16 protein-coding genes are annotated in these 13,997 nt (G+C 70.4%); 4 read left to right on the top strand and 12 right to left on the bottom strand.

The annotated features are described in order from the left end of the window. Window positions 1-20: 20 nt before the first annotated feature. Genes JJ691_RS05985 through JJ691_RS06000 form a run of 4 tightly spaced genes read right to left on the bottom strand, consistent with a single transcriptional unit; the run spans window position 21 to window position 3,548 of the window. Window positions 21-767, bottom strand: a complete 747-nt coding sequence (locus JJ691_RS05985; RefSeq protein WP_211767790.1) for a 2-keto-4-pentenoate hydratase — start codon at window positions 765-767, stop codon at window positions 21-23. After that, window positions 764-1,777: a 4-hydroxy-2-oxovalerate aldolase gene (dmpG, locus tag JJ691_RS05990; protein WP_211767791.1), complete on the bottom strand. Its 1,014-nt coding sequence runs from the start codon at window positions 1,775-1,777 to the stop codon at window positions 764-766. The genes JJ691_RS05985 and dmpG overlap by 4 nt, the downstream gene beginning before the upstream one ends. After that, complete coding sequence (locus JJ691_RS05995) at window positions 1,774-2,724, bottom strand: acetaldehyde dehydrogenase (acetylating) (protein WP_211767792.1); 951 nt, start codon at window positions 2,722-2,724, stop codon at window positions 1,774-1,776. The genes dmpG and JJ691_RS05995 overlap by 4 nt, the downstream gene beginning before the upstream one ends. After that, window positions 2,724-3,548 carry a 2-keto-4-pentenoate hydratase gene (locus JJ691_RS06000; protein ID WP_211767793.1) on the bottom strand — a complete coding sequence of 275 codons (825 nt, stop codon included), beginning with the start codon at window positions 3,546-3,548 and terminating at the stop codon, window positions 2,724-2,726. Before JJ691_RS06000 ends, JJ691_RS05995 begins: the two co-directional genes overlap by 1 nt. 7 nt (window positions 3,549-3,555) lie before the next feature. On the opposite strand from JJ691_RS06000, the gene JJ691_RS06005 reads away from it, so the two are divergent. After that, the gene (locus JJ691_RS06005; RefSeq protein WP_211767794.1) at window positions 3,556-4,311 is read left to right on the top strand and encodes an IclR family transcriptional regulator; all 756 of its coding nucleotides are present in this window, start codon (window positions 3,556-3,558) and stop codon (window positions 4,309-4,311) included. A gap of 5 nt (window positions 4,312-4,316) precedes the next feature. On the opposite strand, the gene JJ691_RS06010 is transcribed toward JJ691_RS06005, so the two are convergent. The 4 genes from JJ691_RS06010 to JJ691_RS06025 are packed head-to-tail and all read right to left on the bottom strand — an operon-like array spanning window position 4,317 to window position 7,852. Further along, window positions 4,317-5,420, bottom strand: coding sequence for an NAD(P)-dependent alcohol dehydrogenase (locus tag JJ691_RS06010; RefSeq protein WP_211767795.1), 1,104 nt, complete (start codon window positions 5,418-5,420; stop codon window positions 4,317-4,319). Then, a complete protein-coding gene (locus JJ691_RS06015) occupies window positions 5,417-6,241 on the bottom strand; it encodes a hypothetical protein (RefSeq protein ID WP_211767796.1) in 825 nt (274 codons plus the stop codon). Before JJ691_RS06015 ends, JJ691_RS06010 begins: the two co-directional genes overlap by 4 nt. Further along, the gene (locus JJ691_RS06020; protein WP_211767797.1) at window positions 6,232-7,092 is read right to left on the bottom strand and encodes a macro domain-containing protein; all 861 of its coding nucleotides are present in this window, start codon (window positions 7,090-7,092) and stop codon (window positions 6,232-6,234) included. The genes JJ691_RS06015 and JJ691_RS06020 overlap by 10 nt, the downstream gene beginning before the upstream one ends. A 4-nt stretch (window positions 7,093-7,096) precedes the next feature. After that, window positions 7,097-7,852, bottom strand: coding sequence for a nuclear transport factor 2 family protein (locus JJ691_RS06025; RefSeq protein WP_249228196.1), 756 nt, complete (start codon window positions 7,850-7,852; stop codon window positions 7,097-7,099). Window positions 7,853-7,953: 101 nt separating this feature from the next. Between JJ691_RS06025 and JJ691_RS06030 the strand changes: the two genes are divergently transcribed. Continuing rightward, on the top strand, window positions 7,954-8,838 hold the full coding sequence (locus tag JJ691_RS06030) for an AraC family transcriptional regulator (RefSeq protein ID WP_211767799.1): 885 nt from the start codon (window positions 7,954-7,956) through the stop codon (window positions 8,836-8,838). On the opposite strand, the gene JJ691_RS06035 is transcribed toward JJ691_RS06030, so the two are convergent. From JJ691_RS06035 to JJ691_RS06050, 4 genes are read right to left on the bottom strand one after another with little or no spacing between them, the layout of a single operon-like run. Beyond that, window positions 8,839-9,411 carry a PadR family transcriptional regulator gene (locus tag JJ691_RS06035; RefSeq protein ID WP_211767800.1) on the bottom strand — a complete coding sequence of 191 codons (573 nt, stop codon included), beginning with the start codon at window positions 9,409-9,411 and terminating at the stop codon, window positions 8,839-8,841. Window positions 9,412-9,427: 16 nt separating this feature from the next. Next, entirely contained in the window at window positions 9,428-10,852 is a 1,425-nt protein-coding gene (locus JJ691_RS06040) for an aldehyde dehydrogenase (protein WP_211767801.1), read from the bottom strand. Next, window positions 10,849-12,135 carry an MFS transporter gene (locus JJ691_RS06045; RefSeq protein WP_211767802.1) on the bottom strand — a complete coding sequence of 429 codons (1,287 nt, stop codon included), beginning with the start codon at window positions 12,133-12,135 and terminating at the stop codon, window positions 10,849-10,851. The genes JJ691_RS06040 and JJ691_RS06045 overlap by 4 nt, the downstream gene beginning before the upstream one ends. A gap of 12 nt (window positions 12,136-12,147) precedes the next feature. Next, a complete protein-coding gene (locus tag JJ691_RS06050) occupies window positions 12,148-12,807 on the bottom strand; it encodes a class II aldolase/adducin family protein (RefSeq protein ID WP_211767803.1) in 660 nt (219 codons plus the stop codon). Between the two features lie 110 nt (window positions 12,808-12,917). Here JJ691_RS06050 and JJ691_RS06055 point away from each other — a divergent pair, with 110 nt between their 5' ends. Both JJ691_RS06055 and JJ691_RS06060 read left to right on the top strand, forming a co-directional pair. Next, a complete protein-coding gene (locus tag JJ691_RS06055; RefSeq protein ID WP_211767804.1) occupies window positions 12,918-13,805 on the top strand; it encodes a VOC family protein in 888 nt (295 codons plus the stop codon). Next, window positions 13,805-13,996 carry a tautomerase family protein gene (locus JJ691_RS06060; protein WP_211767805.1) on the top strand — a complete coding sequence of 64 codons (192 nt, stop codon included), beginning with the start codon at window positions 13,805-13,807 and terminating at the stop codon, window positions 13,994-13,996. Before JJ691_RS06055 ends, JJ691_RS06060 begins: the two co-directional genes overlap by 1 nt. Window position 13,997: the final 1 nt, after the last annotated feature.

Here is a 13,997-nt window from a genome sequence, read left to right on the forward strand (position 1 = left end):
GTCACACTACCCGTGGCGAGTCAGGCGACGCCGTGCACCGTGACGCTGCCCAGGCCGGCGACCTCGACCCTGACCACCGACTTTCCGAACGGCACGGCCGCAGTCGCGGCGCCGGCCAGGATGACATGTCCGGCCTTCAAGGGAAATCCCTCACGAGCGGCGATGCCGGCCAGCTGCCGCAGCGCCCGGAACGGATGCCCGAGAATGGCGGCGGTTGAGCCGAACTGCGCGTCCCGACCGTTCACGCTGAGCCGCACGGCGAGGTTGCCGATGTCGCCGATCGGCTGCCAGCCGCCGAGCGCGAACAAACCGCCGGAGGTGTTGTCGGCGATCACGTCGGCCAGGTTGAACTTGAAGTCCCGGTAGCGGGAATCGATGACCTCGACCGCCGGCGCGACGGCGTCCACCGCGGACACGATGTCCGACAACGGGTCCGTGGGATCCACGTCCCGCCCGAGCCGGAAGATGATCTCCGGCTCGACCCGGGGGTGCACCAGCGTGGACAGCCGCACCTCGCCGCCGTCCTCGACCCGCATGGCGTCGGTCAGCTGGCCGACGATGATGTCGGAGACGCCCATCTGCACCATCTTCGCCCGGCTGGTGAAGCCGAGCTTGGTGCCGACCAGGCGCTCCCCGGCGGCGAAGCGCTGCTCCAGCACGGCATGCTGGATGGCGTAGGCCTCGGCGATGGTGATGCCCGCCGGCAGTTGGGGAGTGGCCTCGGCCTTGCGCTGGGCCTCGTGCAGCCGCGTTGCCAGGGTCGTCACGACGCCGCCTTGCCGGCGAGATCGAGCGCGACGTCCACGATCATGTCCTCCTGCCCGCCGACCATCCGGCGCCGGCCCAGCTCCACCAAAATCTCCCGGGTGTCCAGACCGTACCGTTCGGCCGCCCGCTCGGCGTGCAGCAGGAAACTGGAGTACACACCGGCATAGCCCAGCGTCAGCGTCTCCCGGTCGACGCGGACGGGCCGGTTCTGCAACGGTCGCACCAGATCCTCGGCGGCGTCCTGAAGTGCGAACAGGTCGCAACCATGGTGCCAGCCAAGCAGATCCGCGACGGCGATGAACGCCTCGGCCGGGCAGTTGCCGGCCCCCGCGCCCTGACCGGCCAGCGCGACGTCCACCCGGTACACACCGTGCTCGACGGCGGTCACGCTGTTGGCCACCGACAGCGACAGGTTCTCGTGCGCGTGGATGCCGATCTGCGTTGCCGGTTCCAGGATTTCGCCGTAGGCGTCGACCCGCTCGGCGACGTCCCGCATGGTCAGCCGGCCGCCGGAGTCGGTGACGTAGACGCAGTGGGCGCCGTGGGACTCCATCAGCTTGGCCTGCTCGGCCAGCTTCTTCGGTTCGTTGAGGTGGCTCATCATCAGGAAGCCGGCGACGTCCATGCCGTTGTCCCGGGCCCAGCCGATGTGCTGCGCGGAGATGTCGGCCTCGGTGCAGTGGGTGGCGATCCGCACGCTGGTCACGCCGAGATCCTTGGCGTGCTTGAGGTCTTCGATGGTGCCGATGCCCGGCAGCAGCAGCGTGGTCAGCTTGGCGTTGGTCACCGACTCGGCGGCGGCGGTGATCCACTCGTTGTCGGTGTGGGCGCCGAAGCCGTAGTTGGCGCTGGAACCGCCGAGGCCGTCGCCGTGGGCCACCTCGATGGCGGCCACGCCGGCGGCGTCCAGCGCGGTGACGATCTCCCGCACCTGCGCGACGGAGTAGTTGTGCGCCATGGCGTGCATGCCGTCGCGAAGGGTCACGTCCTGAACGTAGATCTCGGTCATGCGATGCTCCCCACCGCGGGCTCGGTCAGCCAGCCCCGCAGCTCGGCGATGCGCTCGCCGGTCCGCAGCGCGGCCGAGGTCATGATGTCGAGGTTGCCGGCGTAGGCGGGCAGGTAGTGGCCGGCCCCGGTGACCTCCAGGAAGGTCGAGACCTTGACGCCGTCGAACGCGCCACCCAGGGCCGGCAGGTACGGCACGGAGACCGGGTCGAACTGCACGTCCTGCTTGAGCCGGTAGCCGGGCACGTACTGCCGCACCTCGGCGACCATGCGGTCGATCGACTCGGCGATGGCGTCGTTGTGGTCGGCCGACTCCACCAGGCAGTAGACGGTGTCCCGCATGACCAGCGGCGGTTCGGCCGGGTTCAGCACGATGATCGCCTTGCCACGGGCCGCGCCGCCGACCGACTGGATGGCCGCCGACGTGGTCTCGGTGAACTCGTCGATGTTGGCCCGGGTGCCGGGGCCGGCCGACCTGGACGAGATGGAGGCGACGATTTCCGCGTAGGCCACCGGCGTGGTGCGGGAAACCGCGGCGACGACGGGAATTGTGGCCTGGCCGCCGCAGGTGACCATGTTGACGTTGTCGGCGGCCAGGTGCTCGTCCAGGTTCACCGACGGCACCACGTACGGGCCGATCGCCGCCGGAGTCAGGTCCACCATCAGTTTGCCGTGCGCGGCCGCGACTTCCGCGTTGTGCCGGTGCGCGCCGGCCGAGGTGGCGTCGAAGACGATGCGCGCCTCGGCGAACTCCGGCAGCTCGACCAGACCGTCCACACCGGACGCCGTGGTGGCCACGCCGAGCCGCCGGGCCCGGGCCAGGCCGTCGGAACCCGGGTCGATGCCGGCCATGGCGGCCACGTGCAGGCCGGTCGACAGCCGCTTGATCTTGAACATCATGTCGGTGCCGATGTTGCCGGAACCGATCACCACCGCTCCCGCGGTCATCACGCACCTCCGTCGTCGGTGAACACGGCTTGGACCTTGCCCAGACCGTCCAGGCGGGCGGTGAAGACCCCCGGGGCGGTGACCTTGACCATGGGGCCCAGCGCGCCGGACAGCACCACCTCGCCGGCCCGCAGCGGTGCGCCGCGCCGGGCCACTTCCCGGGCCAGCCAGGCGACCGCGACGATCGGGTTGGCCATGCAGGCGGCCCCCGAGCCGACCGAGACCGGCTCGCCGTCGTGTTCCACGACCATGCCGACCTGGGCGAGGTCGAGGCCGTTGAGGGAGAACGGGGTGCAGCCGAGGGTGTAGAGCCCGCTGGACGCGTTGTCGGCCACCGTGTCGGTGATGCGGATGTCCCAACCGTCCACTCGGGAGTCCACGATCTCGATGGCCGCGACGACGAAGTCGGTGGCCCGGATGACATCCGTGACCGACGCGTCCGACAGATCGATGTCGCGGCCGAGAACGAAGGCGATCTCCGCTTCGACCCGCGGCTGGAGCAGGCGGCCGAGCGGGACCGCTTCGCCGGTGGCGTAGCCCATGTCCGCGAACAGCGTGCCGAAGTCCGGCTGGTAGACGCCGAACTGGCTGCGGACCGAGTCTGAGGTGAGGCCGATCTTGCGGCCCACGACGCGGGTCGTGGCGGCCCGCTGGGCCGTGAGCAGCTCCTGCACGGCGTAGGCGGCGTCGATGTCGTGCTCGCCGATGAGGTCGCGGACCGGGGCACACGGCTGGCCCGTCTCCGCCGCCCGCTTCAGGCGGTCGGCCGCTCGCTGGATCTGGGGGTTCACGAGGTCGACGATGGCGGTCGCACGTGGCACCATGCCAGCTATGCGTTCCACTCAGCGAGACGACGGTCAGAACTCGGTGCTGGGCCGGACGGTTTCCCTGCTGTCGGCCTTCCGTCCGGACGACGACCGGTGCGTGACGCTGTCCGAACTGGCCCGGCGCTCGGGGGTGGCCAAGCCGACCGCGCACCGGCTGGCCATGCAGCTGGTGGAGCTGGGCATGCTGGAGCCGGGGGAGGGCGGGCTCAGGTTGGGGCTGCGGGTGTTCGAGCTGGGGCAGCTGGTGCCGCGGCAGCGGGGTCTGCGGGACGCGGCGCGGCCGTACCTGGAGGACCTGCACCGGGCGTCGGGGGAGACCGTGCACCTCGCCGTGCTGGAAGCGCCGGATGTCGTGTACCTCGACAAGCTCACCAGCCGCGCCGCCCCGGCCGTGCCGTCCCGTATCGGCGGCCGGATGCCCGCCCACGCCACTGCCGTAGGCAAGGCGCTGCTGGCCCATGCCACCGAGGAAGTGCGGGAAATCGTGCTGTCACGGCCGTTGGAGCGCATCACGCCCCGGACCGTGGTTATGCGCGGGGTGTTGATGCGGGAACTCCGGAGGGTGCGAACCGAAGGCGTGGCGCACGAGTACGAGGAATCGGCCAACGGCGTGGTGTGCGCGGCCTGCCCCGTGGTGGACGGGCAGGGCCGGGCGATCGCCGCGGTGTCGGTGCAGGGCTGGGTGAACCGGATGCAGATCGACCGGGTGGTGCCGGCGCTGCGAACCACGGCGTTGATGCTGTCACGGCAGTGGGGGTGAGATGCTCAGGAGGGCATGCGCAGCACCGGCTTGAGGACCTCGCCGGTCTCAGCGGCGGCGAGCGCGTCACTGATCCGTTCGAGCGGGAAGTAGGTCACGAGTTCGTCGAAGGCGAACCGGTGCTGGCGGTACAGGTCGAGCAACGTGGGGATCAGCGTCGAGCTCCGGCCTTCGCCACCGAGGATGCCGACGACCCGTTTGCCCCACAGGGTGCTGAGGTGGTCCAGTTCGAGCCGCGCGTCGGCGGGTGCGCCGCCGATGAGGGCGCAGACACCCCGCATGCCGACGGAGTCCACGGCTTGTCGGCACACGGCGATGACTCCGGTGCACTCCAGGCTGAAATCAGCGGGCCCGGCGCAGACCTCGTGCACCGCGGCGACGGGGTCGGTCTCGCCGGCGTCGATGACGTCGGTGGCGCCTAACCTGCGCGCGAGGGTGAGCCGCGACGGGTGTCGGTCCACGGCGATGATCCTGGTGGCGCCGCTGTTGCGGGCGGCCATGACGGCGGCCAGCCCGACCGGGCCGACACCGTAGACGACGAGGCTGGCGCCGCTGTGCGGGCGCAGCACGTTGAGCACGGCCCCGGCACCCGTGGAGAGCCCGCATGCCAACGGTCCGAGCAATTCCAGTGGCAGATCGGGATCGACGGTCACGAGGCCTCGGTAGGGCACCACAGCGTGCGTGGCGAACGACGACTGCCCGAAGAAGTGGCTCGACAACGGTGTGCCGTCGGGCATGCGCAGCGCGGTGGAACCGTCCGCACGACCACCGCCGACGAGAAGTTCCTTCAACCGCAGGCAATAGCGAGGCTGGCCGTCGAGACAGTTCGGGCATTCACCACACCACGGCCAGCCCAGCACGACGTGATCCCCCTCGCGGACACCAACCACACCGGACCCGACGGCGGCCACCACACCCGCCCCCTCGTGCCCGAGCACGCCGGGCAGCGGGAACGGGAGGTCGCCGTGCCGCGTGATGGAATCGGTGTGGCAGATTCCGGTCGCGACCACGCGGACCAGCACCTCGCCGGGCCGGGGATCGTCCAGCAGCACCTCCCTCAGTGCGAACGGTCCGTGCCGCTGCTCGACAACGGCGGCCGTGATCTTCATGTCATCGCCTCCAGCACGTCCTCGACGCCGGCGGCGATGGACAGCGCCCGCTCGGCCAGGTCGGTGGGCACGTCGGGATACTCGGGGTTGATCCGCACCAGTCGGGTGGTCGGCGAGTGGCGGGTGATGGTCTCGGTGGGCCGGCGGATCACGGTCGGAGTGTTCATGCCCGCGCCGATCTCGATGACCAGCAGCCGGGACGGGGTGTCCAGCCACCGGCTCAGGCGCCGCGCGGTCGGGACGTAGTGGTCGTCGATGAACTCCGGTCCCTTGTGCACGTTGAGGAACACGTCGCCGCCGCAGTGGGGACAGTGCGGCACGGCTTCGTCCAGGACGGTGCCGGTGCCCGGGTCGTAACTGGCCAGCGCGGTGTCGATGATCGGTCGGCTCTCCCAGGTACTGCCGGTGCACGGGATCTCGCACTGGTAGCGGGCGTAGTCCCCCTGCGGGGTCCACACCCGGTCCGGCGCGAAACCGTTTCGCTCGAACAGTCCGTCCACATTGGACGTGACAACGAAGTGATCCCGGTCGCCGACGAGCTCGCGCAGCCGCTGGTAGACCGGGTTGGGGCCGGGACCGAACCGGATGTCGTCGACGTGGACGGCCCAGTATCCCCACAGCAGTTGTGGCGGCAGCGGCAGTCCGATCAGCTGGTACCGGGCCCGGAGGCCCTGGCGGTACAGGGCAGGGAACAGCTCGGCGAACCGGCGGGTGTCGGTGTAGTCGTAGCCGGCTGCCGCCGACAGCCCCGCGCCGGCGGCGACGAGCACGCGATCGGCCTCGTCGAGCCACCGGCGGAAGGTGCGGATCGTCAGGTCCATGTCGTCAACTGCTCCAGGTACGCGGCGAGGTCGTCGGCGCCGAACGTGGTGAACACGACGCGGTCGAATCGACCAGGATGCCGACTCAACCAGCCCTCCACTGTGGACAGTGCGATCCCCGCGGCGGGTGTCTTGGGGAATCCGAAGACACCGGTGCTGACGCCGCAGAACGCGATCGTGCGGATCTGGTCCACCTCGGCCGCCAGGTCCAGGCAGGCCCGATAGGAGTCGGCCAACGCCCGCCGGTCGGCCAGATGGACCGGCCCGGTCACGATCGGACCCACTGTATGGAGGACGTAGCGTGCGGGCAGGTGGTAGCCCCGGGTGATCTTGGCGGTGCCGGTCGGCTCGGGCGCGCCCTGGGCGGCCATGATCGTGTTGCAGTCCTCGCGCAGCCGGGGGCCGGCGGCGCTGTGGATGGCGTTGTCGACACAGTGGTGCCTCGGCAGGAAACAGCCCAGCAGGGCGCTGTTGGCGGCGTTGACGATCGCGTCGGCGGCCAGCGTGGTGATGTCGCCTCGCCACACCGACGTGTGATCCGCGGCCGGGTAGGTCGTGTCCAGCCGAACACTGGCGATCGTGGGCAGGGTCAGCGGGTCCGTCCAGGCCCGCCGGGAGTTTCCCGCGGCCAGCAATACGTCCACGGCGGCGGCGACCTCCGGCTCCATCGGACCGGGCGCGCGACGGGGCAGCACGTCCCGCAGCGTCTCCCCGGTCTGGCCGCCGAGCAGCCGCGCCGCGTCCTGGACGAGCCGGTCCGGCGGGGCAGCCGCCCCGGTCGGTCGGAACGGCTCGTCCAGTGCGATCGCCTCGCGGTACGCGCTCAGCAGCAACGCGTGCAGGGTGTCCATCAGCTCAGAAGATGCCGTTGCGGTGCGGCAACTCGGCGGGGATCGGCGCGATGACGTCCCAGTGCTCGACGATGCGGCCGTCGGCCACCCGGAACAGATCCCAGTACGCCACCGGTTCGCCGAACTCGCCCTCGGACTGGAGCAGCACCAGGTCGCCGTCGGCGATCATCCGGTGCACGGTCTTGTAGACCAGGTTCTTGCCCTGCTCGGCCCACTTCGCGGCGGCGGCGCCGAAGCCGTCGATCCCGTCGGCGGCCTCGGGGTTGTGCTGGTGGTACGTCTCGGTCGAGATGTAGTCGGGGATCACGGAGTAGTCGGCGTCCTGGAGGATCCGCCGGGCGAACTCGGCGACCAGGGCGCGGCTGGCCTCGGTGTCCGCCGTGGCCAGGGGGTCGACCGGCCCGTCGGTCTGCGACCGGCCGCTGGCCGTGGTGGCCACCACCGGCGTGAGGCCGTCCCAGTGCTCGGCCAGCTTGCCGTTCTCGACGCGGAACAGGTCGAACGCCACCAAGGGGGTGGGCCCGAAGCCGTGGTAGACGCCGTGCAGCGCGACCAGGTCGCCGTCGGCGACGACCCGCGCGAGTTCGTAGCGGAAGCCGTCCGGCAGGTTGGCGACCAGACCGCGCAGCGCCTCGGGACCGTCGGCGGCCAGCGAGCTGTGCTGCCGGTAGTCCGGCGCCACCCAGCGATCCACCGCCGACGGGTCGCGGTCGCCGAACAGCTCACCGGCGGCCTTGAGCACGAGTTCCTTGTTGTTCATCACGTGTCCGCTTCTCACGGTCGGCGGGCCCGGCGCCCGCCGTCGACCGCTTCACGATCTCCCGCGGGCGGCGCCGGCACGAGGTAGGATCGGGAACCGCTATGGTCAGAAGTGGACAGGACCGACCTCTGGTCGAGTTCGGCTTCAGTAATCCGGACCGGCCACGGCTCGGCGTCGAGTTGGTGGACTACTCGCTGCTGAGCAGTCGCTTGCCGCCGGAAACGCTGGCCGCGGTGCATCGGACGGACTTCCACCAGCTGTTTCTGTTCCGGGCCGGCGAGGCCTCGACGATGGTCGATTTCGCCGACCTGCACTGTCCGGCCGGCACGCTGCTCTCTGTCTGCCCCGGTCGCGTGCTCCGTCTGCCGCGGGCCGTCACCGCCGACGTGGACGCGGTCGCCGTGTTGTTCACGGTGTCGTTCCCGCCCCGGCTGGAGCGGGTGCGGACGCTGCTCAGCCCGTTCGGACCGGTCACCTGGTCCGTGCCGGCCGAGGAGTGGGGCGGCATCGACCGGGCGGTCAGCGAGCTCCAGGTTGAGTACAGCAGGGCGGCGGCGGAGAACTCCACGGTCTCCACGGATCTCGTCCGGCAGTTGCTCGGCGCTCTGCTGCTGCGTGTCGCGCGGCTGCCGGTGGCCATCGACCACGCCGACGACGGCCACCGAAGTGACGAGACCTTCCAAAGCTTCCGACGCGAACTCGAAAAGGACTTCGCGACGACGCGCAACGCGGCCGTCTACGCGGGCCGGATCGGCTATTCGTTGCGTAGCCTCAACCGCGCCTGTCAGGCGGCGACCGGTCGTTCGGCCAAGGCCCTGATCGACGCGCGGGTCGCCTTGGAGGCCAAGCGAATGCTCGCGCACACCACGCTCTCGGCGGCGGCTGTCGGTCACCGCCTCGGGTTCAGCGAGGCCACCAACTTCACCAAGTTCTTCGTCCGCGAGACCGGACTGACTCCCGGCGCCTTCCGCGCCGACGAGCTCTGACTAGGACTCCAGCAGTCGCTGTCCTTCGCGGGCCCACTCCGCCTTGGCCCGCGCCACCGCCGCGATGCCATCGAACACATGCGCCTTCAGCCGGGCGATCCGGTCGTGCTCCTCGGGATCCCGCCGCGACAGCCGCTCCTTGAGCAGTGCGGTGTCCTTGCGTAGCAACCGATCCCGGTGGGCCTCGGCCTCGGTGGCGGCCTTGTCCTGCTCGGCGATGAACGCGTCGAGCACGGCCACCGCTTCGGCCGCGGGGATCATGTCGAAGTTCAGGGCCTGCACCATGAACGGATCCCGGGGCGGCGCCGCGTCGTGCGCCACCCCGAGCCACGATGCCAGCTCGGCATGTCCCTTCTCGGTCACCGAGTACACGGTCCGGGTCAGCCGGGGCCCGCGCGCCTCCTCGTCGCCGGCGATCAGGCCGGCCTGTTCCATCCGGCGCAGCATGGGGTAGATCTGGCTCTGCGGCGCGGCCCAGATCCAGCCGGTGGAGCCGTCGAAGAACCGCACCAGGTCGTAGCCGGACATCGGGCGTGCCTCCAGCACCCCCAACAAGGCATGCTGTAGGGACATGATCCGATAGTAACGGTCAGGCGCCGACGCGCATGCTCACGGTCTTCGGCTCGGTGAAGAACTCCCGGCTGAAGGTGCCGCCCTCCCGCCCGAGCCCCGAGTCGCCGACGCCGCCGAACGGGGCCCGCAGGTCGCGCACGAAGAAGCAGTTGACCCACACGTTCCCGCTGCGCAGCGAAGCCGCGACCCGGTGCGCCCGGTTCAGGCCCTCGCTGAACACCATGGCCGACAGCCCGTACGGAGTGTCGTTGGCCAGCCGAACACCGTCTTCCTCGGTGGCGAACGGCGTCACGGTGACGACCGGCCCGAACACTTCTTCCCGCTGCACCGGCGCATCCGCCGGCACGTCGGTCAACACCGTGGGCCGCACGAACCAGTCGTGGTCCAGGCCACCGGTGACGACGGTCGCCCCGAGCATCTTCGACGGGTCCAGATACCCGACCACCTTCGCGTAGTGCTTGGCGCTGGCCAGTGGCCCGATCGCCGTCGACGGATCGGACGGATCGCCCAGCGTCATCGCCTCGGCCGCGGCCACGAACCGGGACAGGAACTCGTCGTAGACCCCCTGCTGCACGTACAGGCGCGAGCCGGCCAGGCACACCTGCCCGGTGTTGCTGAACGCGGCCCGGATCGACCAGTCCACCGCCAGGTCCAGGTCGGCGTCGTCGAACACCAGGTTCGAGCCCTTGCCACCCAGTTCCAGGCTGACCGGCGTCAGGTTGGCCGCGCCGGCGGTCGCGATGGCCCGGCCGGTCACCGACGACCCGGTGAACGTGATCCGGTCCACGCGCGGATCCTGCGTCAGCACCGCGCCGGCGTCCCCGAAGCCCAGCACCACGTTCAGCACCCCCTCGGGGATACCGGCCTCCAACGCCAGCCGGCCGATGATCGCCGCCGAGCGCGGGGTGTCCTCGGCCGGCTTGAGCACCACCGTGTTGCCCCAGGCCAGCGCCGGCGCGATCTTCCACGTCGCCAGCATCAGCGGGAAGTTCCACGGGGAGATCGCCGCCACCACACCGGCCGACTCGTATCGGGTGTAGGTGTGCATGCCGATGTCCGACGGCAGGGTCTCGGCGACCGACAGCCGGGCGTGGTCGGCGAAGAACCGGAAGTTCTGGGCCGATCGCGGCACGTCGTGCGAGGCCGCGGCGGCGATCGGCTTGCCCATGTCCCGGCCCTCGGCCTCGCCGAGCTCCGCCGCGTGCTCCTCCATCAGGTCGGCGAACCTGTGCAGCAGCCGCCCGCGCTCGGCGAAACCCATGCGGGGCCAAGGACCCTCGTCGAAGGCCTTGCGGGCCGCGGCGACCGCCAGGTCCACATCGGACGCCGACGCCCGGGCCACGGTGGCGTAGCTCTGCTGGGTGAACGGATCGATGTCGTCGTAGGTGGCGCCGTCCGCGGAGTCGGTCTCCACGCCGCCGATGACGTGCTGGATCTTCACGAAGTCTGCTCCCTCAGTCGAATGCCGGCCGGCGCCCGGCGGGCCACCGGCACCAGCCCGGTGGCGACCAGGCCGATCACCGCCACGGCGGCGAAGAGATAGAAGTTCCACACGTAGCTCGCGCCGGAGGCGAGCACCAGGCCGCCGAGCACCGGGCCGAGGATGGCGCCGAGCCGGCCGACCCCGAGCGACCAGCCGATGCCGACCGCGCGGGACGTGGGCGGGTAGTAGCGGGTGACGAACACGTTGAGCAGGTTGGTGGTGCCGATGGTGCCGTAACCGGCGATCCCCGCGAGCACGTAGATGGCCACTGTGGATGGTCGGGTGGCCAGCAGCGCGATGCTCAGCACGGCCAGCAGGAACGACACCGCCACCACCGGCTTGGAGCCCAGCAGGTCCGCGGCCCGGCCGCCGATCACCGAGCCGATGATCGAGCCCAGGTTGAACACCAGCAGGAAGCTCAGCGCCGAGCCCAGCGGGAAGTCGGCCTGCCGCATGATCTGCGGCAGCCAGGTGTTCATTCCGTACACCATCAGCAGCGAGCTGAAACTGGCCAGCCACAACAGAACCGTGCCCAGCCGGTAGCCGGGAGCGGCCAGCTCCCGCAACGCGGTGAGCCAGTTCCGCTTCTCCGGCACGGAAATCACCGGCACCTCGACGCCGAGCCGCGTGGCCAGCGCGGCGGCTTGCTCGGTCCGGCCCCGCAACACCAGGTACTCCAACGACTCCGGCAGCCAGCGCAGCGCGAACGGCACCGCCAGCACCGGGGCCGCGCCGATCAGGTACATGACCTGCCACCCCAGCGCCGGAATCACCGGAATCGCCAGCGTCGACGCCAGGATCCCGCCGACCGCGTAGCCCGACTGCATCATCGCGTACGTCAGGTTGTGCTTGCCGCCCGGTGCGTACTCGATGACCAGCGCGGCGGCGGTCGGCATCAGCCCGCCGAGCCCGATGCCGGCGACAAAACGCAGCAGCCCGAACACTTCCGGGTTCGGCGCGACGGCGCACAGGGCCGTGCAGAAGGAGAACCACACCATGCAGAGCACCAGGATGCGCCGGCGGCCGAGCAGGTCGGTCACGGTGCCGACCAGCAACGCGCCGACCAGCATGCCGATCAGCGCGTAGCTGCCGATGGCGCCGGCCTGGGCCGGGCCGATGTGCCAGTCGGCCAGCAGCGACGGCACCGTCGTGCCGTAGACGACGAGGTCATAGCCGTCGAAGGTGACGGCGAAGGCGCAGAGTGCGACGACGCTCCATAAGGCACTGCGGTTCAGTTGCATGGCGGGGTCCTTTCACCGCGGCAGTGCGGTCAGGTGGTGCCAGATGCGGTTGAGCAGTTCGGATCCGGTCGACGCCCAGGCCGCCTGCTCCTCGGCCGGCAGCGGGCGGATCGGGCCGTGCGGTGCGACGGCGAGGGTGAGCTTGGCGGTCTCCTCGAGAATCCACATGCGGGCCACGGCTTCGGCGACGCTGGCCCCGACGGTGACGGCTCCGTTGCCGCGCAACACCAACGCCGACGCGCCGCCCAGCGCGGCGGCCAGGTCGCGGGCGATGCCCGGCTCGCGGATCAGCCGCGAGTTGTGGAAGATCGGCACGATCGGGCCGACGAGCGCGCCCTGGCCGTGCAGCGGGACCAGTGGGAGGCCGAGGGCGGTGGTGGCCGCGACGGCCGGCGGCTGGGCCCGACAGATGGCGCCGACGTCCGGTCGGACGGCGGCGATCGCGGCGTGCATCCAGGCCTCGCGGGGCACATCGGTCGGGAGTGTGGCCGAGGAAATGGACAGCTGGGGGAATTTCCCACCGGCCAGCGAGCCCAGCGGCCGGGGCGGGGTGATGATCAGCTCGTCGGCCGAGATCCGGGCGCTGACGTGCCCGAACGCGGTGACCAGGCCGGTCGCGTCGAGCGCGTGGCCGGCCCTGGTGAGGTCGTCGGCGGTGCTGGCTGTCGGCATGGGGCAATGGTTACCGGTATCTGTATATCTGTCAACACGAGGATTGACATGTATATCGATACCTGTAACGTGGTGAGCGTTGAGTGACCGTCTGACAGCGAGGTGGGGCCGTGATCACCATCCAGGACATCGCCTACGTCCGCTCCGGCACCGCGGACCTGGAGACCGCTGTCGGCTTCGCGGTCGACGTGGTGGGCCTCGAACTGGTCGAGCGGACCGCGGACCGGGCCTACCTGCGGGCCGACAACCGGCACCACTGTCTGTCCTTTGTGGCCGGTGACGCCGGCGTGCTGGCCACCGCCCTGACCCTGGCTGACGAGGACCGGTTGGCCGAGGCCGAAACCGAGCTGACCAAGGCCGGGCTGACCGTCACCCGCGGCGACAAGGCGGCCGCCGCCGACCGGCACGTGCGCGAGTTCATCGCCTTCGAGGACCCGTTCGGCAACGTTGTCGAACTGGTGGTGGACCAGAAGGCGGTGCCGACGCCGGTCAACTTCGCCCGCGCCGCCGGCATCACCGAGTTCGGCCACGTCTGCCTGGACGCCCCGGATGTCCGTGCCGCGCACCGGTTCTGGACCAAGCACTTCAACCTGAAGGTGTCCGACTGGATCGGCGACGGGGCCTGCCTGATGCGCTTCGATCCCGTGCACCACAAGCTGGCCGTGTTCCAGGGCGCCGGCCCCGGGCTGTGCCACATGAACTTCCAGGTGGAGTCCATCGACGACGTGATGCGCAGCTGGCACTTCCTGGTGGACAACGGCATCGAGATCGAGCAGGGCCCCGGCCGTCATCCCCAGTCCGGCGCGGTGTTCCTGTACTTCAAGGGACCCGAGGGCCTGACCTACGAATACTCCTACGGCGTCCGGCGCATCGAGGACGACGACGCGTGGCGGGTCCGCTACTTCGACCCGGCTGAGCCCGACGCCATCGACATGTGGCGGGGACCGACCAACCGCTGCGCCTCCCAGCCGCAGCTGCGCGGGCTGACGGGCCGCTGATGCCCATCGTGCGGATTTCCGTTGCCGCCGGCCGTGATCGCGCTCAGCTGCGGGAGTGCATGCGGGCCGTGCACGAGGCGGTGCGCGACAGCCTCGGCGCGCCCGACGCGTCGATTCGGGTACTGGTCACCGAAGTCGACCCGGAACTGTGGAGCTCGGGCGGCGCCACCCTGAGTGAACGCGGTCGCTGAC

Source organism: Kutzneria sp. CA-103260 (assembly GCF_018263855.1).
GTDB lineage: Bacteria > Actinomycetota > Actinomycetes > Mycobacteriales > Pseudonocardiaceae > Kutzneria.